Genomic DNA, 24,615 nt, shown 5'->3' on the forward strand with positions numbered 1-24,615 from the left:
ATGATCCCGTTGTCGTTCGCACAGCGTCGGTTGTGGTTCATCGACCGATTCGAGGGACCGTCGGCGACGTATAACGTCCCCTTCCTCGTGCGGTTGACCGGCGAGCTGGACCGGACCGCCCTGCAGTCCGCGGTGCGCGATGTCGTGGCACGGCACGAGAGCCTCCGTACGCTCATCGTGATGAACGAGCAGGGCGTGCCCTCGCAGCAGGTGCTGCCGGTGGCCGAGGCGCTGCTCGACGTGCCGCTCGTGGAGGTGGCGCCCGACGCGGTGGACGAGGCCGTGTTCCGGGCGGCGCAGTACACCTTCGACCTGTCGGCGGAGATTCCGGTCCGCGCCACCCTGCTGCGCTCCGGCGAGCGGGAGCACGTCCTGCTCCTGCTGGTCCACCACATCGCCAGTGACGGCGAGTCGATGGAGCCGCTCTCCCGCGACCTGGCCACCGCGTACACCGCGCGGCTGCGGGGCGCCGCCCCGCAATGGGCGGATCTGCCGGTGCAGTACGTCGACTACACGCTGTGGCAGCGCGAGCTGCTGGGCGACGAGAACGACCCCGAGAGCGTGGTCTCCACGCAGGTCGCCTACTGGCAGGACGAGCTGAAGGGCGTGCCGACCCCGCTGCGCCTGTCCTCGGACCGCCCGCGCCCGCCGGTGGCCAGCCACCGCGGCGACACGGTCGGCTTCCCGATCGACGCCGAACTGCTGGCGGCCGTCGAGACCCTGGGCCGCGAGCGGGACATGACCGTCCCCATGGTGCTCCAGGCCGCCCTGGCCGTGGTGCTCCAGCACCTGGGCGCCGGCCAGGACATCGCCATCGGCTCCACCGTCGCGGGCCGCACCGACGACGAACTCGCCGACCTCGTCGGCTTCTTCGTGAACACCTGGGTGCTGCGCACGGACCTCTCCGGCGCGCCCACCTTCGACCGGGTGCTGGAGCAGGTCCGGCAGAAGGCGCTGACCGCGTACGACAACCAGGACGCTCCCTTCGAGCACCTGGTGGAGGTCCTGAACCCGGAGCGGTCCACCGCCTACCACCCGCTGTTCCAGGTCATGTTCACCTGGGAGAACGACGCCTGGATCGAGCTGGACCTGCCGGGTCTGGAGCGGGCCCGCTTCGAGGTGCTCGCCACCCCGACGGCCAAGTTCGACCTGGAGTTCAACTACTTCTCGGACCCGGACGGTCCGGGCATGCTCTGCTACCTCGAATACGCGACCGACCTCTTCGACCGCTCCACGGCGCAGTCCGTCGTCGACCGCTACCTGCGGGTCATCCGCGAGGTCGTCGCCCGCCCGGACCGGCCGGTCGCCCTGGTGCCCGTGCTGGACGGCGCCGAACTGGACGCCGTGGTGCGGGAGTTCAACGACACGGCGGTGGCCCTGCCCGAGGTGACGGTCGCCGAGCTCTTCGAGGGGCAGGCCGCTGCGACCCCGGACGCGGTCGCCCTGGAGGCCGGGGACGAGGTCCTCACCTACCGCGAACTCGACGCGCGGGCCACCCGTGTGGCGCAGGAGCTGGCCGCGCGCGGGGTGGGCGCCGAGACGCTCGTCGGCGTGGCCCTGCCGCGCACCGCGGACCTGGTCGCCGGGCTGCTCGGCGTGCTCAAGGCCGGCGGCGCGTACCTGCCGATCGACCCGAGATACCCGAGCCGACGGCTCGACTTCATCCTGGAGGACGCGGCCCCCGGGCTGATCCTCACCGACGAGCAGACCGTGGGCGTACTGCCGAAGACGCAGGTCCCGCAGCTGTTCCTGGGCGACATCGACTTCGGCAGCGATCTCGGCATCGACCCCGTCGTCGATTTCGGTGCGCCGCAGGACGCACCGGCTGCCGCCGCCCCGGTGACCGCCCGCCCGGGCCAGGTCGCGTACGTCATGTACACCTCCGGCTCCACAGGCACGCCCAAGGGCGTGGCGATCACCCACGCCAACGTGGTGAACGACGTGCTGGGGCTGGCCTCGGCGATCGGCGTCGGCGCGGGGACGCGCGTGCTCGCCGGCACCTCGGTCAACTTCGACGTCTCCGTCTTCGAGCTCTTCGCCACCCTCTGCTCCGGCGGCACCGTCGAACTGGTGCGTGACGCCCTGGTGATCGGTGAGCGCGGCGGCTGGAGCGGCGGCGTGATCAGCACCGTCCCGTCCGTCTTCGCGGAACTGCTCGGACAGGTCGACGGGAACCTCAGCGTCGACACCGTGGTCTTCGCCGGTGAGGCGCTGCCCGCCTCGCTGGTGCAGCGGGTCCGCGCGGCGATCCCCGGGGTCCGCGTCGTCAACGCCTACGGCCAGAGCGAGTCCTTCTACGCCACCACCTTCGCGCTGCCCGCCGACGAGGAGTGGGACGGCTCCGGCAGCGCCCCCATCGGGGCCCCGCTCGGCAACGTCCGCACCTACGTGCTCGGCCCCGGCCTGCGGCCCGTCCCGGTCGGCGTGGTGGGCGAGCTGTACGTCGCCGGCGAGATCGGCCGAGGCTACTTCGGCCGCACCGGGCTGACCGCCGACCGCTTCGTCGCCGACCCCTTCGGGCCGGCCGGTTCGCGCATGTACCGCACCGGCGACCTGGCGCGCTGGAACACCGCCGGACAGCTGGAGTACGCGGGCCGCGACGACGCGCAGATGAAGGTGCGCGGCTTCCGCATCGAGCCCGGCGAGATCGAGGCCGTCCTGACCGCCCACCCGGGCGTGGCCCAGGCCGTGGTCACCATCCGCGAGGGCCGCGGCAGCAAGCAGCTCGTCTGCCACGTGGTCCCGCTGGAGGCCGACCAGAGCGGCTTCGGCACCGTCGCCAGCCTCGGCGACCTCGACGTCGACCTGACCACCAGCGTCTCCGTGCGCGAGCTCCGGCGCTTCGCCGCGGGCCGGCTGCCCGAGTTCATGGTCCCGTCCGTCTTCGTCATGGTCGGCAGGCTGCCGCTGACCGCCAACGGCAAGCTCGACCTGGCGGCGCTGCCCGAGCCCGACTTCAGCGGCGGCGAGTACCGCGCCCCGCGCAACGCCGCGGAAGAGGTGCTCGCCGGGGTCTACGCCGAGGTGCTCGGCCTCGACCGGGTCGGCATCGACGACGACTTCTTCGCCATCGGCGGCGACTCCATCCGCTCCATCCAGGTCGTCTCCCGCGCCCGCAGCGGCGGTGTGGAGGTCAGCCCGCGCCAGATATTCGACCACCGCACGGTCGCCGAACTGGCCGTGGTCGCGGTCGTCGGAGTCGCGGCCGGCACCGGTCCGGTGCTGGCGGAGCTGGAGGGCGGCGGCGCCGGCCGGATGCCGCTGCTGCCCATCGGCGAGTACCTCCTGGAACTCGGCGGGGGAACCGACCGGTTCGCCATGTCCATGGCCGTCGAGCTGCCCGAGGGCATCGACCGGCCCGCTCTCGCCGCCACCCTCGGCGCGGTGCTGGACCGCCACGACGTCCTGCGCTCCCGCCTGGTCACCGGCGACGGCGGCGACGGCGCGGTCCGCGCGGGCCTGGAGGTCGGCGCGCCCGGCTCGGTCGACGCGGACGCCCTGATCCGCCGCGTCGGGTGCGACGGCCGCTGGGACGAGCAGTGGTTCGAGGCGGCCACCGCCGAACTGGACGCCGCCACCGGGCGGCTGGACGCCGCGGCCGGTGTCATGGCGCAGTTCGTCTGGTTCGCCCCGCAGGAGGGCGCCGGCCGGCTGCTGCTGGTCCTCCACCACTTCGTCGTCGACGGCGTGTCCTGGCGCATCCTGCTCCCGGACCTCGCCGCCGCCTGGGAGCAGGTCCGCGAGGGCCGCACCCCCGAGCTGCCCGAGGTGGGGACCTCGGTCCGCCGCTGGGCCCACGCCCTGGCCGAGGAGGCGTCGTCGCCCGAGCGCGTCGCCGAACTCGCCCTGTGGCGCTCGGTCGTGGCCGGCCCCGACCCGCTCCTGGGATCGCGGGCCCTGGACCCCGCCGTCGACGTGATGTCCACGGTGGACCACACCTGGCTCAAGCTCTCCGTGCCGGTCACCGAGAGCCTGCTCACCACCCTGCCGGCGCGCTTCCACGGCGGTGTCAACGACGGCCTGCTCGCGGCGCTGGCGCTGGCCGTCGCCCGCTGGCGCCGGGCCCGCGGCATCGACGAGTCCTCCGCCCTGATCCGGGTCGAGGGACACGGCCGCGAGGAGGACGTCGCCCCGGGCGCCGACCTGTCGCGCACGGTGGGCTGGTTCACCACCATGTTCCCCGTCCGCCTCGACCTCGCCGGGATCGACCTCGACGAGGCGTTCGCGGGCGGCGCCGCCGCCGGCTCCGCCGTCAAGGCGGTCAAGGAGCAGCTCTTGTCCCTCCCGGACAAGGGCGTGGGCTACGGCTTGCTGCGCCACCTCAACCCGCAGACCGCCGAGGTGCTGCGCCGGTACCCGGCCGGCCAGATCGGCTTCAACTACCTGGGCCGCTTCTCGTCCTCCGCCGACGTGCCCGACCACCTGCGCGGCCTGGGCTGGACCCTCGCCGAGGGCACCACCGAGCTGATCGCACACCCCGACGGGCGGATGCCCGCCCTCTCGACGCTGGACGTCGGCGCACTCGTCACCGACACCGAGCAGGGCCCGCAGCTCACCGCGCGGCTCGCCTTCCCCTCCGGCCTGCTCCAGACGGAGGACGTCGAGGAGCTCGCCGAGCTGTGGAGCACCGCCCTCCAGGCCCTGGCCCGGCACGCCGCCGAGCCCGCCGCGGGCGGTCTGACCCCCTCGGACGTGCCGCTGGTCCGGGTGACCCAGGGCGAGCTCGAGGCCTGGGAGGAGCACTACCCCGGCCTGGAGGACGTCTGGCCGCTGACCACGATGCAGGACGGTCTGCTCTTCCACGCCCAGCTGGCCGGCTCCACCTTCGACGCCTACCAGATGCAGCTGGTCTTCCACCTCGCCGGCGAGGTCGAGCCGGCCCGGATGCGGGCAGCCGGGCAGGCGCTGCTCGACCGGTACGCCAACCTCCGCGCCGCGTTCGTGTTCGACGCGGCGGGGGACCGGGTGCAGGTCGTACGCGACCGCGTGGAGCTGCCCTGGCAGTACCTCGACCTCAGCGGGTTCGGCGAGGAGGGCCGCGAGGAAGCGCTGAAGCGCTTCCTGACCGAGGACCACAACTCCCACTTCGACCTGAGCCGGGCCCCGCTCGTGCGGATGTCCCTCGTCATGCTGGCCCCCGACCGCTGGGAGCTGGTCTTCACCGCCCACCACGTCCTCTTCGACGGCTGGTCGATCCCCGTCCTCATGCAGGACCTGCTGCGGCTCTACGGTTCCGAGGGCGACGCCTCCGCGCTGCCGCGGGTGCCCGGCTACCGCGACTTCCTGGTGTGGCAGGCGGGCCAGGACCGCGAGGCCTCGGCCCGCGCCTGGGCCGCGGAGCTCGCCGGAGTCGAGTCGCCGACCCTGATCGCCCCCGAGTCCGCCGCCGCGGCCGATCCGGCCGGCATCGGCCAGATCGACATCCCGCTGTCCGCGGACGCCGCCCGCGACCTGGGCCGGCGCGCTGCCGAACTGGGCCTCACCCTCAACACCCTGGTCCAGGGCACCTGGGCGCTCGTGCTCGCCGGGCTGACCGGCCGCCAGGACGTGGTGTTCGGCGCCACCGTCTCCGGCCGCCCGCCCGTCGTCCCCGGCGTGGACTCGATGGTCGGCCTGTTCATCAACACCCTGCCCGTCCGGGTGGAATGCGGACCCGGTGCCACCCTGGGCGAGCTGCTGCGCGACCTGCAGAACCGGCAGAGCGCGCTGCTCGACCACCACCACCACGGGCTGCTCGACATCCACCGCTCGATCGGGCTGAACGTACTCTTCGACACCCTCGTGGGCTTCGAGTCGTACCCCATCGACGGCGTCGCCATCAACGAGGCGAACTCGGCCGCAGGCATCTCGATCACCGGCATCAGCCCGCTCAGCGGCGCGCACTACCCGCTGGTCGTGATGGCCTTCGCCGACCCGCACCTGCGGGTGGCGCTCCAGTACCAGCACCACCTCTTCGACCCGGAGACCGTCGAGGGCATCGCCGCCCGGTTCGCGCGGATCCTCCAGCAGCTCGTGTCGGACCCGGACGCCCGGGTCGGCGCGGTGCACGTCCTGGAGCCCGCCGAGCGCGAGCGGCTCCTCGGCGAGTTCAACGACACGGCCGTGCCCGCCCCCGGGAAGACCGTCCCGGCCCTGTTCGAGGAACAGGCCGCCGCGACGCCGGAGGCGACCGCCGTCGCCTTCGGCGGCCGGAGCCTGACCTACCGCGAACTGGACGCCCGGGCCGACCGGCTGGCCCACGTGCTCGCCGACCGCGGCGTCGGCCAGGAATCCGTCGTGGGCGTGGCCCTGCCGCGCTCGCCCGAACTGGTCGTGGCCCTCCTCGCGGTCCTCAAGGCCGGCGGCGCCTACCTGCCGGTGGACCCGGAGTACCCGGCCGAGCGCATCGAGTTCATGCTGAACGACGCCGCGCCGACCCTGCTCCTGACCGACTCCGAGATCGTCGCCGGGCTGCCGGCCGGCCCCTGCCCGTACGTGGTCCTGGACGACGCGGACACGGCCCTGGCCGTCGCCGGGGCCCCCGCCGCCGCCCTGCGGGCCGCCGCCCACGGGCGCGTCGACCAGCTCGCGTACGTCATGTACACCTCCGGCTCGACCGGCGTCCCCAAGGGCGTCGGCGTCACGCACCGGGCCGTGTCCGGCCTGGCACTGGACCGCCAGTACCGGGGCGGGGCCCACGAGCGGGTCCTCGTCCACTCCGCGCAGTCCTTCGACGCCTCCACCTACGAGCTGTGGGTCCCCCTGCTGGGCGGCGGCACCGCGGTGGTGGCGCCCGTCGGCAAGCTGGACGCCGGTGCGCTCGCCGCGGTCATCGCCGAGCAGCGGGTCACCGCACTGTGGCTGACCGCCGGCCTGTTCAAGGTGATCGCCGACGAGAACCCGGAGTGCTTCACCGGGGTCCGCGAGGTGTGGACCGGCGGTGACGTCGTCTCTCCGGCCTCGGTCACCCGCGCCCTGCGGGCGTGCCCCGGCCTCAAGGTCGTCGACGGCTACGGCCCGACCGAGACCACCACCTTCGCCACCACCCACCCGATGCCAGACCCGGAGCGGGTCGGCGAGCCGATCCCGATCGGCCGCCCGATGGACAACATGCGGGTCTACGTCCTCGACGCGGCCCTGCGCCCCACGCTGCCCGGCGTGGCCGGCGAGCTGTACATCGCGGGTGCGGGCCTGGCCCGCGGCTACGCCCACCGGTCCGCGCTGACCTCCGAGCGCTTCGTGGCCTCGCCCTTCGGCGGCCCCGGCGAGCGGATGTACCGCACCGGTGACGTGGTGGCCTGGACTCCGGACGGCCAACTCGTCTTCCAGGGCCGCGTGGACACCCAGGTCAAGATCCGCGGCTTCCGCATCGAGCCCGCCGAGGTCGAAGCCGCCCTGGCCGCCCACCCCGGCGTCGCCCAGGCCGTGGTCACGTGGAACGAGGACCGGGCCGGCGAACGCCGTCTGGTCGGCTACGTGGTCCCGCGCGTGGACGGCTCCGACACCTCCGGCTCCGCCGAGCAGGTCGACGAGTGGGAGGAGATCTACGACGACCTCTACGCCGTCTCCGACGCCGCCTGGGGCGAGGACTTCACCGGCTGGAACTCCAGCTACACCGGCGGACAGCCGATCGCGCTGGACGAGATGGCCGTGTGGCGCGACGCCGCGGTGGAGCAGATCACCAACTGGTCGCCGCGCCGCGTGATGGAGATCGGCGTCGGCACCGGCCTGCTGATGTCGCAGACCCTCGGCCAGGTGGAGGAGTACTGGGGCACCGACATGTCGGCCGCGGTGATCGACCGGCTGCTCGTGCAGGTGGAGCAGACCGGCTCCGGCGACCGCGTGCACCTGCGGCACCAGAACGGCGACGACATCTCGGGCCTGCCGCGCGAGCACTTCGACCTCGTGGTCATCAACTCCGTCGTGCAGTACTTCCCCGACGCGGAGTACATGGACCTGGTCCTGGCCAACGCGATGGAACTGCTGGCCCCCGGCGGCCGGATCCTCGTCGGTGACGTCCGCAACGCCGCCACCCTGCGGCTCTTCCGCTCCGGCGTCCAGCGGGCGCTGCACCCCGAGGCCTCCGCCTCGGTGGCCCGCGCCGCCGTCGCCCGCGCCATCCTGATGGAGAAGGAGCTCGTCCTCGACCCCGAGTGGTTCACCCGGTGGGCCGAGCGGCACGGCGCGGGCGGCGTGGACATCCGGCTGAAGGCCGGCCGTCCGCACAACGAGCTGACCCGCCACCGCTACGAGGTGCTGCTGCACAAGGCGCCCGTGGCCGCGCTCCCGCTGAGCGAGGTCCCGGCCCGGCAGTGGGGCCGCCAGGTCGACGACCTCTTCGGCCTGGAGGACTTCGTCCGTGCGGGCGGCGAGCAGCCCGTACGCGTCACCCGCATCCCCAACGCGCGGCTCGCCGACGAGGTCGAGTCCGCCGCGGCCGTGGGCGTGATCTCCGCACCCGCCGCCTCCGGCCCGGTGCTCGACCCGCAGGACCTGCGGGAGTGGGCGGCCGAGCGCGGCTGGGGCGTGCTGCTCACCTGGTCGGCCACCGCGGCCGAGTGCTTCGACGCGGTCTTCTTCCCGGCCGGGCCCGTCACCGACCAGGTGCTGACCGGCGGCTTCACGCCCTCGGGCCGGGCCGACCGGACGCTGGCCAACGAGCCGGCCGCCGCGGGCCGGATCGGCACCCTGGTGGGCGCCCTGCGCGGCTACCTGAAGGACCGGCTGCCCGACCACCTGGTGCCGTCCACCGTCGTCGCCATCGCCGAGGTGCCGCTGACCCCCAACGGGAAGCTGGACCAGCGGGCCCTGCCCGCCCCGGACTTCGCGGCGGCGGCCACCGGCCGGGCTCCGCGCACCCCGCAGGAAGAGGTCCTGTGCGGCCTGTTCGCCGCGGTGCTCGGCCTGGACCGGGTCGGCATCGACGACGACTTCTTCGCCCTGGGCGGGCACTCCCTGCTCGCCACCCGCCTGGTCAGCCGGATCCGCCAGGTCCTCGACGTCGAACTGCCCATCCGGGTCGTGTTCGAGGCGCCCACCGTCGTGGAGCTGGTCGAGCACCTCGCCGCCGGAGCGCCCGTCCGGCCGCCGCTGCGGCGCACCGCCGAGCGCCCGGACTCCGTACCGCTGTCCTTCGCCCAGCGCCGCCTGTGGTTCATCGACCGCTTCGAGGGCCCCTCCGCCACCTACAACGCGCCGTTCCCGCTCCGCCTGACCGGGGAGCTGGACCTGCCGGCGCTGGAGGCCGCGCTGCGCGACGTCGTGGCCCGCCACGAGAGCCTGCGCACGCTGATCGTCGAGGACGCCGACGGCGTCCCGGCCCAGCACGTGCTGCCGGCCGACGAGGCGCGGCTGCAGGTCCCGCTCGTGGAGGTGGCGCAGGGCGGCCTGGCCGACGCCATGGCCGAGGCCTCGGCGTACCTCTTCGACCTGGCCACGGAGATCCCCGTACGGGCCCCCGTGCTCCGGCTCGGCGCGCAGGAGCACGTCCTGGTCCTGCTGATCCACCACATCGCGAGCGACGGCTCCTCGATGGCCCCGCTGGCCCGCGACCTCGCCACCGCGTACGCGGCCCGCAAGGAGGGCGGCGCCCCGCAGTGGGCGGAGCTCCCGGTCCAGTACGTCGACTACACGCTGTGGCAGCGCGAGGTGCTCGGCGACGAGGAGGACCCGGCCAGCGCGCTCGCCGCGCAGGTGGGCTACTGGCGCGGGGAGCTGGCGGGTGTGCCGCAGCCGCTGCAGCTCGCCTCCGACCGGCCGCGGCCGGCCAAGGCCTCCCACCGCGGCGAGTCGGTCGAGTTCGCCCTCGCCCCCGAGGTCGCGGCCGCGGTCGAGGAGCTGGCGCGCCGGCACGGCGCGACCTCCTCGATGGTGCTCCAGTCCGCCCTGGCCGTGCTGCTGCACGGGCTCGGCGGCGGGGACGACCTGACGATCGGCTCCCCGATCGCCAACCGCACCGACGAGGCCCTCGCGGAACTCGTGGGCTTCTTCGTCAACACCTGGGTTCTGCGCGTCGACCTGTCGGGCAACCCCGCCTTCACGGAGCTGCTGGAGCGCGTCCGGGGCAAGTCCCTGGCGGCGTACGACAACCAGGACGTCCCCTTCGAGCGGCTGGTGGAGGTGCTGAACCCGGAGCGGTCCACCGCCTACTCCCCGCTGTTCCAGGTGATGTTCGCCTGGCAGAACTTCGCCCGGAAGGACTTCGCCCTGCCGGGTCTGCAGGTGGAGTTCGAGCGGGTCCGCACCGAGACCGCCAAGTTCGACCTGTTCTTCAACATGGCCGACCTGCCCGGCATGGGCGTGGTGGGTCTCCTGGAGTACGCCACCGACCTCTTCGACCGGGAGACGGCCCAGGCCGTCGCCGACCGCTTCGTACGGGTGGTGGGCCTGCTGGCCGCAGCCCCGGAGCAGCGGGTGTCCGCGGTCGAGCTGGTGCAGCCGGCCGAACGCGAGCTGGTGCTGCAGGGCTTCAACACCACGCAGCAGCCGACCCCCGGGGTGAGCGTGCCGGAGCTGTTCGAGCTCCAGGTGGCGGAGCGGCCCGACGCGGTTGCGCTGGTCTGCGGCGAGGAGTCGCTGACCTACCGCGAACTGGACGAGCGGGCGAACCGGCTGGCCCGCGAGCTGGCCGGACACGGCGTGGGCCCGGAGACGGTGGTGGGCGTCGCCCTGCCGCGGTCGGCGGACCTGGTCGCGGCCCTGCTCGGCGTACTGAAGGCGGGCGGCGCGTACCTGCCGATCGACCCGAAGTACCCGAGCCGGCGCCTCGAGCACATCCTGTCCGACGCACGGCCCGGGCTGCTGCTCACGGACGCGGCCACCGCCGGTGTCCTGCCGGAGTCCGGGATCACCCGCCTGTACCTCGGCGACCTGGCCCTCGGCGGCTCCGCGGCCGGCTCCGGCTCTGCGGCGCCGTCGGCGCGGCTGCTGCCCGGCCACGCGGCGTACGTGATGTACACCTCCGGCTCGACGGGCGTGCCCAAGGGCGTGACCGTCACCCACGCCAACGTGGTCAACGGCGTGCTGCGGCTCGCCTCCACGATCGGCGTGGACTCCGGCACCCGTACGCTCGCCGGCGCCTCCGTCAACTTCGACGTCTCCGTCTTCGAGGTCTTCACCACGCTGGCGGCGGGCGGCACGGTCGAGCTGGCCCGCGACGTCCTGGTCATCGGCGAGCAGGGCGGCTGGACCGGCGGCGTGATCAGCACGGTCCCCTCGGTCTTCGCCGAACTCCTCGACCAGGTCGACGGCAAGATCACCGCGGACGCCGTGGTGTTCGCCGGCGAGGCGCTGCCCGCGTCCCTGGTCCGCCGGGTCCGCGAGGCCGTCCCGGGCATCCGGGTGGTCAACGCCTACGGCCAGACGGAGAGCTTCTACGCCACCACCTTCGCGCTGCCGGCCGACGAGGACTGGGACACCGCGCACACCGCCCCGATCGGCGCACCCCTGGGCAACATGCGCACGTACGTCCTGGGAGCCGGCCTGAAGCCGGTGCCCGTGGGCGCCGTGGGCGAGCTCTACGTGGCGGGCAACCTGTCCCGCGGCTACCACGGCCGCGCGGCGCTGACCGCCGAGCGCTTCGTCGCCGACCCGTACGGTGCGGCCGGATCGCGGATGTACCGCACCGGCGACCTGGCCCGCTGGCGGGCCGACGGGCAGCTGGAGTACGTGGGACGGGGCGACGCCCAGCTCAAGATCCGCGGGTTCCGCATCGAGCCCGGTGAGATCGAGGCGGCGCTGACCGCCCACCCCGGCGTGGAACACGCCGTGGTGACCAGCCAGACCGCGCCCGACGGGGCCAAGCGCCTGGTCGGCTACGTGGTCAGCTCCCCGGACTCCGGCGGCCAGGTGGACGCGCAGGGCCGGTTCGAGGCCGACATGACCTCCGGCATCACCATGCGGGAGCTGCGCCGCTTCATCACCGGCCGGCTGCCCGAGTTCATGGTCCCGGCGGTGCTCGTGCCGCTGGACCGGCTGCCGCTGGCCCCCAACGGCAAGCTGGACCGCGCGGCGCTGCCCGAGCCGGACTTCGCCGGGGAGAGCTACCGCCCCCCGCGGGGCCGCACCGAGGAGGTGCTGGCGGGGGTCTACTCCGAGGTGCTCGGCCTGGAACGGGTCGGCATCGACGACGACTTCTTCGCCATCGGCGGCGACAGCATCCGCTCCATCCAGATCGTCTCCCGCGCCAAGGCGCAGGGCGTCGTGGTCAACCCGCGGCAGATCTTCGAGCTGCGTACGGTCGCCGAGCTGGCCGCGGCCGCCGGCAGCCAGAGCCTCGGCCCGGTCCTGGCGGAACTGGAGGGCGGCGGCACCGGCGTCATGCCGCTGCCCCCGATCGCCAAGTACATGCTCGAACTGGGCAACAGCTTCAACCGGTTCTCGATGTCCGCGGCGCTCGAACTGCCCCGGGACATCGACGAGGACGGGCTGACCGCGGTCCTGACCGCCGTGCTCGACCACCACGACATCCTGCGCTCGCGTCTCGTCCTCGACGGCGACGGAAGCCTGGAGATCGCCGCCCCCGGCACGGTCGACGCGGCCGCGCTGGTACGGCGGGTGGACTGCGCGGGCACCTGGGACGAGGCGTGGCTGGAGACGGCCAGGGCCGAACTCGACGCCGCCACCGGCCGCCTGGACCCGGCCGCCGGCGCCATGGCCCAGTTCGTCTGGTTCGCCCCGGAGGAGGGCGCCGGCCGGCTGCTGGTGGTCCTGCACCACCTCGTCGTCGACGGCGTGTCCTGGCGCATCCTGCTCCCGGACCTCGCCACGGCCTGGGAGCAGATCGGCGCGGGCTCCGCCCCGAGCCTGCCCGCGGTCGGCACCTCGGCCCGCCGCTGGGCGCACGCGCTGCTCGACGAGGCGTCCGACCCGGACCGCATCGCCGAACTGGCGCAGTGGTCCGAGCTGCTGGACTGCAACGACCCGGTCCTCGGCTCGCGGGCCCTGAACCCCGCGGTGGACGTCATGTCCACCGTGGAGACGGTCTCCCTGGAGCTCCCGGAGCAGGTCACCGAGGCGCTCCTGACCACGGTCCCCACCGCCTTCCACGGCGGGGTCAACGACGGCCTCCTGGCCGCCCTTGCGCTCGCGGTGACGCAGTGGCGCGCCGACCGGGGCGTCGAGGAGTCCTCGACGCTGATCCGGCTCGAAGGACACGGCCGCGAGGAGCAGGTCGTGCCCGGCGCCGACCTGTCCCGCACGGTGGGCTGGTTCACCAGCATGTTCCCCGTACGGCTCGACCTCGGCGGGCACGACGTGCAGGAGGCGCTCGCCGGCGGCGCCGCCGCGGGCGGCGTGCTCAAGGCCGTGAAGGAACAGCTCCTGGCCATCCCCGACAAGGGCGTCGGCTTCGGCCTCCTGCGGTACCTCAACCCGTCCACCGCCGCCGAACTCGACTGGCGGGCCACCCCCCAGATCTCGTTCAACTACCTGGGACGGGTCGCCGCCGGCGACACCGCCGACGGGCAGCAGGGCGCCGGCTGGAACCTGGCCGCCGACGCGCTCGGCCTCGCCGCGGACCTGGACGCGGACATGCCCGCGCTCTCCACGGTCGAGATCAGCGCCTACGTCACCGACACCGACAGGGGCCCGCGCTTCCACGCCCGGGTCTCCTACCCGGCCGGTGTGCTCACGCAGGCCGAGGCCCAGGCACTCGCCGACCTGTGGGTCCGCGCCCTGGAGGGCTTCGCCCACCACGTCGCCGCCCCCGGCGCCGGCGGCCTGACCCCCTCGGACGTGCCGCTGGTCCGCATGACCCAGGGCGAGATCGAGAACTGGGAGGCGCAGTACCCGGGCCTGGCCGACGTCTGGCCGCTGACCCCCCTGCAGTTCGGTCTGCTCTTCGAGACCATGCGCCTGGAGGAGGACGCCTTCGACCCGCACATCGTGCAGGTGGCCTTCCACGTCCAGGGCCAGGTCGACCCGGCCCGGATGCGGGTCGCGGCGCAGGCGCTCCTCGACCGGTACGCCAACCTGCGCACCGCCTTCGTCACCGACGCGAGCGGCGACCTCACCCAGCTCGTACTCGACGAGGTCGAACTGCCCTGGCGGGTCGCCGACCTCCGCGGTCTCGACGAAGCGGGCCGCGAGGAGGGGCTGGAGCGGATCCTCGCCGAGGACCACTACGCCCAGTTCGACCCGGCGAAGCCGCCGATGCTGCGGGCCTCGCTGGTCCAGCTGGCGGAGGAGACCTCCGAGCTGGTGCTGACGGTGCACCACGCGCTCTTCGACGGATGGTCGTTCCCGCTGCTCGTACGGGACCTCGCGTACCTGTACGCCTCCGAGGGCGACGCCTCCGAACAGCCGCGCGTGCCCGAGTACCGGGAGTTCCTGCGCTGGCTGTCCCGGCGCGACGACAAGGCGGCCGCCGCGGCCTGGGCCAAGGAGATGGAGGGGGTCGGCGAAGCCACCCTGCTCGCCGCCGAGACCCCGGAGGACGCCGGCGACGACGCCCGCGTCGGGCAGGTCGACGTCCCGCTGCCGCTGGACGAGGCCCGGGCGCTCAAGAAGCGCGCCGCCGAACTGGGCGTGTCGATGGGCACCCTGGTGCAGGGCGTGTGGGCGCTGATGCTCGGCCAGCTCACCGGAAAGCGGGACGTGATCTTCGGAACCACGGTCTCCGGCCGCCCGGCGGAGGTGCCCGGCGTCGACCAGATGGTGGGCCTGTTCGTCAACTCCCTGCCCATCCGCGCCGAGTACGCGCCGAGCGACACGCTCGGCCAGGTGCTGAAGAACCTCCAGGAGCGGCAGACCGCACTGCTGGACCACCACCACTTCGGGCTGCACCGCATCCAGCGGGAGGCCGGCCTGAAGGAACTCTTCAACACGATCGTGCTGTTCCAGTCGTTCCCGGTCGACAAGGAGGCCCTGGGCGCGGCCAACACCGCGGCGGGCGTCTCGTTCACCGGGATCCGCCCGTCCGCCGGCGCCGCCTACCTGGTGGGTCTGGCGGCCGACGCCGAGCCGTACCTGCGCATGATCCTGCAGTACCAGCGGCAGGCCATCAGCGCGGAGACGGTGGAGCGGATCGCCGAGCGGGTGCTGCACATCCTGCGGCAGCTGATCGCCGACCCGGAGGTCCCGGTGGGCGCGCTGGACGTCCTCCACGAGGCCGAGCGCGAGCGGATCCTCCTCGCCTTCAACCAGACGGCGACCGAGACCCCGGCCCTCACGCTGCCCGCGCTGTTCGAGCGGAAGGCCGCCGAGACGCCCGACGAGATCGCGGTGCTCTTCGAGGACGAGAAGGTGACCTACGGGGAACTGGACGCGTGGGCCAACCGGCTGGCGCGGGCCCTCGTCGAGCGCGGTGTCGGACCGGAGACGGTCGTGGGCGTGGCCCTGCGGCGCTCGCCGCAGTGGCCGGTCGCGGTCCTCGCCGTGACGAAGGCGGGCGGCGCCTACCTGCCGCTCGACCCGGCCTACCCGGCCGACCGGCTCACGTACATGGTCGAGGACTCGGCGATCGGGCTGGTCCTGACCGACGGCGCCACGGCGGACCGGCTGCCCGACCTGCCCTCGCAGCTGCTGGTCCTGGACGCCCCGGAGTTCGCCGAGGCCCTGGCCGGGACCGACGGCGCCGTGCTGACCGACGCGCAGCGGCTGAGCCCGCTCGTGGTGGCCAACACCGCCTACGTCATCTACACCTCGGGCTCCACGGGCCGGCCGAAGGGCGTGGCCGTCACGCACACCGGCTTCGCCAACATGGTCGCGGAGGTGACGGAGCTGCTCGGCATCACCGCCGGGAGCCGGGTCCTGCAGTTCGCCTCGCCGAGCTTCGACATCTCCGTCGCCGAGATGTGCATGTCCCTGTTCGCCGGGGGAGCCCTGGTCATGGCGGACCCGGACCGGCTCACGCCGGGGGCCCCGCTCGCCGAGACCGCCGACACGTACGGGGTGACCCACGCGATCCTGACGCCCACGGTGCTGGCCGCCATGCCGGCGGGCTCGCTGTCGAGCGTCGCCTCGCTGATGGTGGCCGGTGAGGCCACCTCGCCGGAGCTGGTGGCCACCTGGTCCGCCGGACGCCGGATGTTCAACGGCTACGGTCCGACGGAGACCACCATCGGCGCGACGGTGGGCGAGCTCACCGCCGAGGGCACCGTGTCGATCGGCCGCCCCATCCGCAACACCCGGGTGTACGTGCTGGACGCCGCACTGCGGCCGGTCCTGCCGGGCGTGCCCGGTGAGCTCTACATCACCGGCGCGGGTCTGACCCGCGGCTACGTCGGACGGCCGGAACTGACCGCCCAGCGGTACGTGGCCTGCCCGTTCGGCGAGCCCGGCGAGCGGATGTACCGCACCGGCGACCTGGTCGAGTGGACCCGGGACGGCGAGCTGGTGTTCCGCGGACGCACGGACAACCAGATCAAGGTCCGCGGCTTCCGCATCGAGCTCGGCGAGATCGAGTCCGCGCTGGCGGCCCACCCGACGGTGGACCACGGGGTGGTCGCCGCGCGGGACAACCTGGCCGGCGACAAGCAGCTCGTCGCCTACGTCGTCCCCGCACCGGGCGAAAGCGTGGTGGCCGAGGCCCTGCGCAAGCACCTCACCAGCCGGATGCCGGAGTACATGGTTCCGTCGGCGTTCGTCACGCTGGAGCAGCTGCCGCTCACCCCGAACGGCAAGCTGGACCGGGAGGCCCTGCCCGACCCGGAGTTCACCGGCGGAGCGGACTACCGTGCCCCGCGCAACCCGCTGGAGACCACCCTGGCGAAGCTGTTCGCCGAGGCGCTCGAACTGGAGAAGGTCGGCATCGACGACGACTTCTTCGACCTCGGCGGTCACTCGCTGCGCCTGACCCGCCTGATCAGCCGGACCCGCGCGGTCCTCGGGGCCAAGGTCCCGATCCGCGTGATGTTCGGCGCCACCACGGTGGCCAAGCTGGCCGAGTACCTGGAGTCCCAGGTCAAGACCGCGCAGGCGCCCGTCTTCGCCGACCCGTTCGCGGTCGTCCTGCCGATGCGCACCGAGGGCACGAAGCCGCCCCTGTGGTTCATCCACCCGGGTGTCGGACTGTGCTGGTCCTACGTGGGCCTCGCCCAGCTCCTCGGCGACCGGCCGGTGTACGGCATCCAGGGCCGCGGCTTCGACGGCACGGGCCGGGCCGAGTCCACCCAGGCGATGCTCGACGACTACCTGGAGCAGATCCTGGCGGTCCAGCCGGAGGGCCCGTACCACTTCGTCGGGCACTCCACGGGCGGCACCTACGCCCACGCCCTCGCCGCGGCACTGGAGCAGCGGGGACACCAGGTGGCGCTGCTGGCCCTCATGGACAGCCCGCCGAGCGGCTGGTTCCGGCACATCGAGGACCCGGTGAACATGCCGGAGGTCCGCGAGTTCTTCAAGGAGTTCTTCATCGGCTCCGGCGTGGACGAGGACCGCGAGGCGCTGGTGGAGAACGGCAGCCACCTCTTCAAGTCGCACGCCGAGATGCTGCTGGAGTGGGACTCGCCCGTCTACGGCGGCGACGCGGTGTTCTTCAACGCCACGCAGAACCCGGACGAGTCCTACGCGGCGATCTGGGCCCCGCACATCGGCGGAACCATCCACGAACACGACATCGACGCCACGCACATGGGCATGCCGAAGGCCCAGCCCGCGGCCGAGATCGCCCGCATCATCAACCAGCACCTCGAGGGGAACTGACCATGACCGGGACATCAGCCGGCGCGGAGGAGAAGGAAGCGGCCGCCTTCGTCGACCGCCTGGACATCAATCCTGAGTTCTTCTGGCTGCGCGGGCACAGGCCCGAGCACCCGGTCGAGGTCAACGACTACGGCATCGTCAACGTGTACGGCTACAAGGAGGTGCTGGAGGTCGTCGGCAATCCGGGGACGTTCTCCAGCGACGTCGCCGAACTGATCGCGGGCGACGTGGAGATCGACCCCGAGTTCAGCGACGGCACCCTGCTGCAGTCCGACCCGCCGGACCACACCAAGCTGCGCAAGATCATCAGCAAGGCGTTCACCCGCGGGATGGTCGCGGCCCTGGAGCCGCGGATGGTCGAGATCACCCACGAACTGCTCGACGCGGTGGACGGCCAGGACAGCATCGAGATGGTGAACGACCTGGCCTACCCGATGCCGATCATCGTCATCTCCGAGCTGCTCGGCGTACCGCAGAGCGACCGGGACCTGTTCAAGACGTGGGTCGACCGCATGGCCCACAGCGCGGTCGCCCTCACCTCCGGCGACCGCGACCTCGACGAGGACGTCGACGCCCAGGCCGCCATGCGCGTGGTCCCGGAGATGTTCCAGTACCTGCGCGAACACGCCGCCGAGCGCCGGCTCAAGCCGCGCGAGGACCTGCTGACCAAGCTGGTCGAGGCGGAGGTCGACGGGGAGCGGCTCAGCGACAACGCGGTGGTGAACTTCGCCAACGAGCTGCTCGTCGTCGGACACGCCACCACCAGCGCACTGCTCGGCAACACCCTGCTGTGCCTGGACGCGTACCCGGAGCACCTGGCCGCCGTGCGCGGGAACCCGGACCTCACCCCCGGTCTGATCGAGGAGTCGCTGCGCTACCTCAGCCCCATCGCGACGGCCTACAAGGCCTGCGTCGCCGAGGGCGAGCTGGCCGGCGTCCCGGTCCACCCGGGCCAGCTGGTCGCCATCTCGCTCTCCGCGGCCAACCGGGACGAGCGCATGTTCGCCCGCCCGCACGTCTTCGACCCCTACCGCGACCCCAATCCGCACATCGGCTTCGGCCGGGGCATCCACTTCTGCCTCGGCGCCCCGCTGGCCCGGATGGAGGGCCGGATCGCGACGGACATCCTGCTGGACCGCTTCCCCAAGATGCGGACGGACCCGGACAACCCGCCGACCTTCCTGCCGCTGCCCCACGTCATCTCGACCTCGGAGCTCCCGCTCCTCGTCCGATGAGGCGCCGACCCGCGGCCCGTGACCGGGCCACCGAAGGAGAAGATCGATGACCAGCCCCCTCGACAAGTGGGAGATGCATCCACGGCACTTCTGGCTGCGCGGGATCCAGCCCGGGGCGCCGATCGAGTACGACCCCGAGGTCGGGATGTGGCACGTCTACGGGTACCCGGAGACGCTCGAGATCCTCAGCGATCCCGCGACGTACTCCTCCGAGGTGGCCGCGCGCTACGTCAGCCCCGAACAGGCCGAGGTCGCCTTCGACGGGAACCTGACCCAGGCGGACCCGCCGGAGCACCAGAAGCTGCGCAAGCTGGTGGGCCGCACCTTCACCCTGAAGATGGTGGCCGAGCTCGAATCGCGCATCACCGCGCTCACCCACGAGCTGCTCGACGAGGTCAAGGGCGACACCTTCGACCTCGCGGAGGCGCTGGCCTACCCGCTCCCCGTGATCGTCATCTGCGACATGCTCGGCATCCCCCGCGAAGACCGCGAGCTCCTCAAGGAATGGGCCGACCAGTCGCTCATGGCGAGCACCCAGCTCACCACGCACCAGGGCGACAAGGCGCAGGAGGAGTCCCTCGACACCCAGGCCGAAGCGGCCATGGCGATGGGCTTCTACATCCTCGACCTGGTCACCCAGCGCCGCGCCGAGCCGCAGGAGGACCTCCTGTCCCGGCTCGTCGAGGCGGAGGTCGACGGGGAGCGGCTCACCGACCGGCAGATCGTCAACTTCGCCAACCTGCTGATCTCGGCCGGCCACATCACCACCACCATGCTGCTGGGCAACACCATCCTGTGCCTGGACGCCTTCCCGGACGTCGACGAACGGGTGCGCGAGGACCGGTCGCTGGTACCGACCCTGCTGGAGGAGTCGCTGCGCTACCTGAGCCCGCTCGCCGCGGGCTACCGGGTCACCACGCGCGACGTGGAGATCGCCGGGGTCAAGGTGCCCGAGGGAGACGTGCTGGAGGTCTGGTTCTCGGCCGCCAACCGGGACGCCCGGGTGTTCGAGAACCCGGACGTCTTCGACCCGGCCCGCAATCCCAACCCGCAGATCGGCTTCGGGCGGGGCATCCACTTCTGCCTCGGCGCCCCGCTCGCGCGGCTCGAGGGCCGGATCGCGATGAACATCCTGTTCGACCGCTTCCCGAAGCTGCGGGTGGATCCGGACGACAAGCCGACCTTCCTCACGTCCCCGGAGTTCACCGGGGTCTGGAAGCTGCCGATCCGGGTGAACTAGCCCCCGCACCCCCCCACACCACCCCGTGAGGCATACGCCGGGCAGCGCGCCGGCGTATGCCTCACGGGCGGTCTCCACTGGGCACGACGACACCGGCCACCGCGGCCGGCGCAGGACAAGGAGCATCTCTTGACCCACTACGACGTGATTGTGGTCGGCGCCCGGTGCGCCGGGGCTCCGGCCGCGATGCTGCTCGCGCGCGCCGGCTACCGGGTGCTCATGGTCGAGCGCGGCACCTTCCCCAAGGACACCCTCTCCACGCTCTACATCCATCAGCCCGGCGTCGCCTCCCTCGCCCGCTGGGGCCTGCTCCCCGCGGTGGTGGCCACCGGCGCCCCCGCCCTCGACCACGTCCGCTACACCCACGGCGACATCCGGCTCGACGGCTGCTCCTGGGCCGCCGACGGGCAGCGTGCCGCCTACGCGCCCCGCCGCTACCTGCTCGACCCGATCCTCGCCCAGGGCGCCGTGGACGCGGGCGTCGAATTCCGCGAGAACTGCTCGGTGAGCGACCTCGTCTTCGACGGCGACCGCGTCGTCGGCGTCCGGCTCGGCTCCACCGGCACGGTCGAGCGGGCCACGCTCGTCGTCGGCGCCGACGGCATGCGCTCCACCGTCGCGGCGAAGGCCGGCGCCGCGCTCGTCGTCGAGGACCCCACCTCGACGTGCGCCTACTACTCCTACTGGTCCGGCCTCCAGCCCGGATTCAGGCTGTACGACACCCCCGGACACTGGGTCGGCACCGTGCCGACCAACGACGGGGCGACGCTCGTCGCCGGCTACCTCCCCCAGGACCAGTTCCACAGCGTGCGCGGCGACGCCCTGAACGCCCTGCTCACCAACGTGGAGAAGACCGCCCCCGAACTGCGGGATGAAATGGCGGGCGGCGCCCGCCTGGAACGCGTCTACGGCACCGGCGACCAGCGCAACTTCTTCCGGCAGGCCGCCGGGCCCGGCTGGGTGCTCGTCGGCGACGCCGCCCACCACAAGGACTCGATCACCGCACGCGGGATCACCGACGGCTTCTACCAGGCCCAGCTGCTCGCGGACTGCATCGGCGACGGCCTCCACGACCCCGGCCGGCTGCGGGCGGCCCTCGACACCTACGCCGAACAGCGGACGGAGGCCCTCACCCCCGAATACCGCGCCACCCTCAAGACGGCCCGGCTGGACCCGCCCGCCCACCACGTGGACCTGCTGCGCGCCATCGCCACCAGCCGCGAACTGACGGACCGGTACTTCTCCACGCTGTCCGGTGTCTGCCCGATCGACGAATTCGTCACCCCCGAACTGCTCGACCTGATGGAAGAGATGGACATGGAAGGAATGAAGGGATGACCGACGGGACCACCGGGAACGACCGGCTGCCGCTCACCTTCGGGCAGGAGCTCATCCGGTCCGGACACCGGCAGGAGGGGGCGTACGGTCACCACCCGGTCATCGCGCTCCGGCTGACCGGCACCCTCGACCGGACCGAACTCACCGGGGCCCTGCGGCTCCTGGCGGCCCGGCACGAACCGCTGCGCACCACGTTCACCGAGGCCGGCGGCCGCCCCGTGCAGAAGGTCTGGCCGGCCGGACCGCTGGAGCTGGAGTCCGCCGACCTCGCGGCGCTGCCCGCACCCGAGCGCGGCCGCCGGCTCGACGCCCGCATCGCGGAACTGGCCGCCAGGCCGTACGACCTCGCCTCCGGCCCGCTGCTGCGCTCCCTCCTGGTCCGCCTCGGCGCCGACGAGCACGTACTCGTGCTGAACGCCCACCGCATCGCCGTGGACGCCCGCTCCCGGGAGCTCGTCATCGCCGAGCTGACCGAGCTGTACGCGGCCGCCGTGTCCGGAAGGCCCGCCCGGCTGCCCGAACTCCCGGTCCGCTACGCCCAGTACGCGGCCGAGCAGCGCGCACGCGTCACCGGGGCCGGACTCGCCGCGCAGGTGGAACACTGGCGAGGCCACCTCGCCGGCCTGCCCGCCCTGCGGCTGCCCACCGACCGCCCCCGCTCCCGGGCCCGCGGCGCGGCCGCCGCCCGCCACGAGTTCCGGATACCGGCCGAGGCCGCGAAGGGCCTCACCGCGGCGGCCGAGGAGCACGGCGGCACGCTGTTCGCCGGCCTCTTCGCCGCCTGCCAGGTGCTGTTCTCCCGGCACACCGGCCAGGAGGACCTGGCCCTGGGCACCCTGGCGGACGGCCGCCCCCAGCCGGTGCTCGACGGCCTGGTCGGGGCGTTCGACAACCCCCTCCTGCTGCGCGCCCACGTACGCTCCGGGGCGCCGTTCACCGAGCTGCTGGCGCAGACCTGCGCCACCCTCGCCGAGGCCGCCGCCCACCAGGACGTGCCCTTCCAGCAGGTCCGCGCCGCCCTGGGCGAGGGCAAGGACGCCGGCGACACCCCCGACGTACAGGTGATGGTGGTGCTGCGCGGCGCCGCCGGGGCGGCCGGGCCGGTGCAGGCGCCGCGGCTCGCCGTACAGGTCTTCCCCGCGCCCGGCGTGCCCGCCGAATACGACATCACCGTCGAGTTCGCCGAGACCGGCACGGGCGAACTGGCCGGCGCGCTGGAGTACGACGGCGCCCTCTTCGACGAGGTCACCGTCGAAGTGCTGGCCCGCCACCTCGCGGTGCTGCTCGGCGCCGCCGCGGCCGACCCGGCCACCGCCGTGGACGAGCTGCCGCTCGCCGACGAGGAGGAGCTGCGCCTCCTCACCACCGAGTGGGCCGTCAACCGGGCCGAGTTCCCCTCCGAGAGCTGCGTCCACGAGCTCGTCGCCGAACAGGCGCGCCTGCGCCCCGACGCCGTGGCCGTCAGCGCCGGCCTGGAGACGCTGACCTACGCCGAGCTGAACGCCCGCGCGAACCGGCTGGCCAACCTGCTCGTCGCCGACGGGGTCCGGCCCGGCACGTTCGTCGCCGTCTGCCTGCCCCGCGGCCCCGAGCTCATCACCGCGCTGCTCGGCGTCCTGAAGGCGGGCTGCGCCTACCTGCCGCTGAACCCCGACTACCCCGGGGACCGGCTGAGCTTCATGCTCTCCGACGCCGAGGTGCCGCTGTGCCTCACCGAGTCCTGGCTGACCGGCAAGCTGCCGTCCGACGGAACGCTGATGATCTGCCTGGACGAGCAGGACGAGGCCCTCGCCGCGCAGCCGGCCGGAGCCCCGGACGTCCGGGTCACCGCCGACGACCCCGCCTACATCATGTACACCTCGGGCTCCACCGGCACGCCCAAGGGCGCCGTCATCGGACACCGCTCCGTCGTCCGGCTGTTCCGCAACGCCGACTGGGTGTCGCTGGGCCCGGACGACGTCATGGCCCAGGGCTCGGACGTCACCTTCGACGCGGCCACCCTCGAGATCTGGGGCCCCCTCCTGGCGGGCAGCCGGATGGTCGTCATCGACAAGGACACGCTGCTGGACCCGGCGGAGCTCACCGCCGCACTGCACCGGGGCGGCGTCACGACCCTGTTCGTGACCACCGCCGTCTTCAACCAGATCGTCGCCGCCGACCCGTTCGCCTTCGGGGCGCTGCGCCACGTGCTCTTCGGCGGCGAGGCCGCCAACTCCGTCCGCGTGGCCGAGGTGCTCGCGGCCGCGCCGCCGCAGCGGCTCGTGAACCTCTACGGACCCACCGAGACGGCCGTCCTCGGCACCTGGCACCTCATCCGCGAGGCCGACGGGAACATGCCCGTCCCGATCGGCCGCGCCGTCGCGAACACCACCGCGTACGTGCTCGACGAGCAGCTTCGGCCGGCCCCGATCGGGGTGGCCGGTGAGCTGTTCATCGCCGGCCCGGGCGTCGCGCAGGGCTACCTCAACCGGCCCGAACTGACCGCGGACCGCTTCCTGGACAACCCGCACGGCGAGGCTCCGGACCACCGGATGTACCGGACCGGCGACCTGGTGCGCTGGACCAGTGCGGGCGTCATCGAATACGTGGGCCGGGCCGACCACCAGGTCAAGGTCCGCGGCTACCGCATCGAGCCCGGCGAGATCGAACTCGTCCTGCAGCAGCACCCCGAGGTCGGGGTGGCGCTGGTCCTGGCCCTGGCCGACGGAGAGCACAAGCGCCTCGTCGGCTACGTGACACCCGCCGCCGCGGGACACCACCCGCAGCCGGCAGAGCTGCGGGAGTTCGTCTCCGCCCGGCTGCCGGTCCACATGGTGCCGTCCGCGCTCGTGTGCCTGGAACAGTTCCCGCTCACCCCGAGCGGCAAGGTCGACCGCAAGGCCCTGCCCGCCCCGGAGCACGCCGCCGCCCCCGTGGGCGCGCGGGAGCCCCGTACGGGCACCGAGCGGCTGCTCGCCCAGATCTGGTCCGACGTGCTCGGCATCCCGGCCGTCGGCGTCACCGACAACTTCTACGAACTGGGCGGGGACTCCATCCTCGGCATCAGGGTGGTCGCCCGGGCGAAGAAGGCGGGGCTGGTGATCTCCGCCAAGGACGTGTTCCGCAAGCAGACGATCGCCGAACTCGCCACCACCGCGGTGGCCGCGGAAGCCGCCTGAGGCCCTCCGCCCGCCCCCGCCC

5 protein-coding genes are annotated in these 24,615 nt (G+C 73.1%); all 5 read left to right on the forward strand.

The window, feature by feature from the left end:
* The first annotated feature begins 9 nt into the window (after positions 1–9).
* The 5 genes from PV721_RS15130 (at position 10) to PV721_RS15150 (ending at position 24,593) form a co-directional block, all read left to right on the forward strand.
* Positions 10–17,622 (forward strand): non-ribosomal peptide synthetase, encoded by a 17,613-nt coding sequence (locus PV721_RS15130; RefSeq protein ID WP_319724282.1) that lies wholly within the window; start codon positions 10–12, stop codon positions 17,620–17,622.
* A 2-nt stretch (positions 17,623–17,624) separates the two neighbouring features.
* Positions 17,625–18,857: a cytochrome P450 gene (locus PV721_RS15135; protein ID WP_319724284.1), complete on the forward strand. Its 1,233-nt coding sequence runs from the start codon at positions 17,625–17,627 to the stop codon at positions 18,855–18,857.
* Positions 18,858–18,903: 46 nt separating this feature from the next.
* A complete protein-coding gene (locus PV721_RS15140; protein WP_319724285.1) occupies positions 18,904–20,097 on the forward strand; it encodes a cytochrome P450 in 1,194 nt (397 codons plus the stop codon).
* 129 nt (positions 20,098–20,226) lie between these two features.
* On the forward strand, positions 20,227–21,435 hold the full coding sequence (locus tag PV721_RS15145) for an NAD(P)/FAD-dependent oxidoreductase (protein WP_319724286.1): 1,209 nt from the start codon (positions 20,227–20,229) through the stop codon (positions 21,433–21,435).
* Positions 21,432–24,593 (forward strand): amino acid adenylation domain-containing protein, encoded by a 3,162-nt coding sequence (locus PV721_RS15150; RefSeq protein ID WP_319724287.1) that lies wholly within the window; start codon positions 21,432–21,434, stop codon positions 24,591–24,593. Before PV721_RS15145 ends, PV721_RS15150 begins: the two co-directional genes overlap by 4 nt.
* The last annotated feature ends 22 nt before the right edge of the window (positions 24,594–24,615 follow it).

The sequence above is a fragment of the Streptomyces sp. MB09-01 genome (genome assembly GCF_033794505.1).
GTDB lineage: Bacteria > Actinomycetota > Actinomycetes > Streptomycetales > Streptomycetaceae > Streptomyces.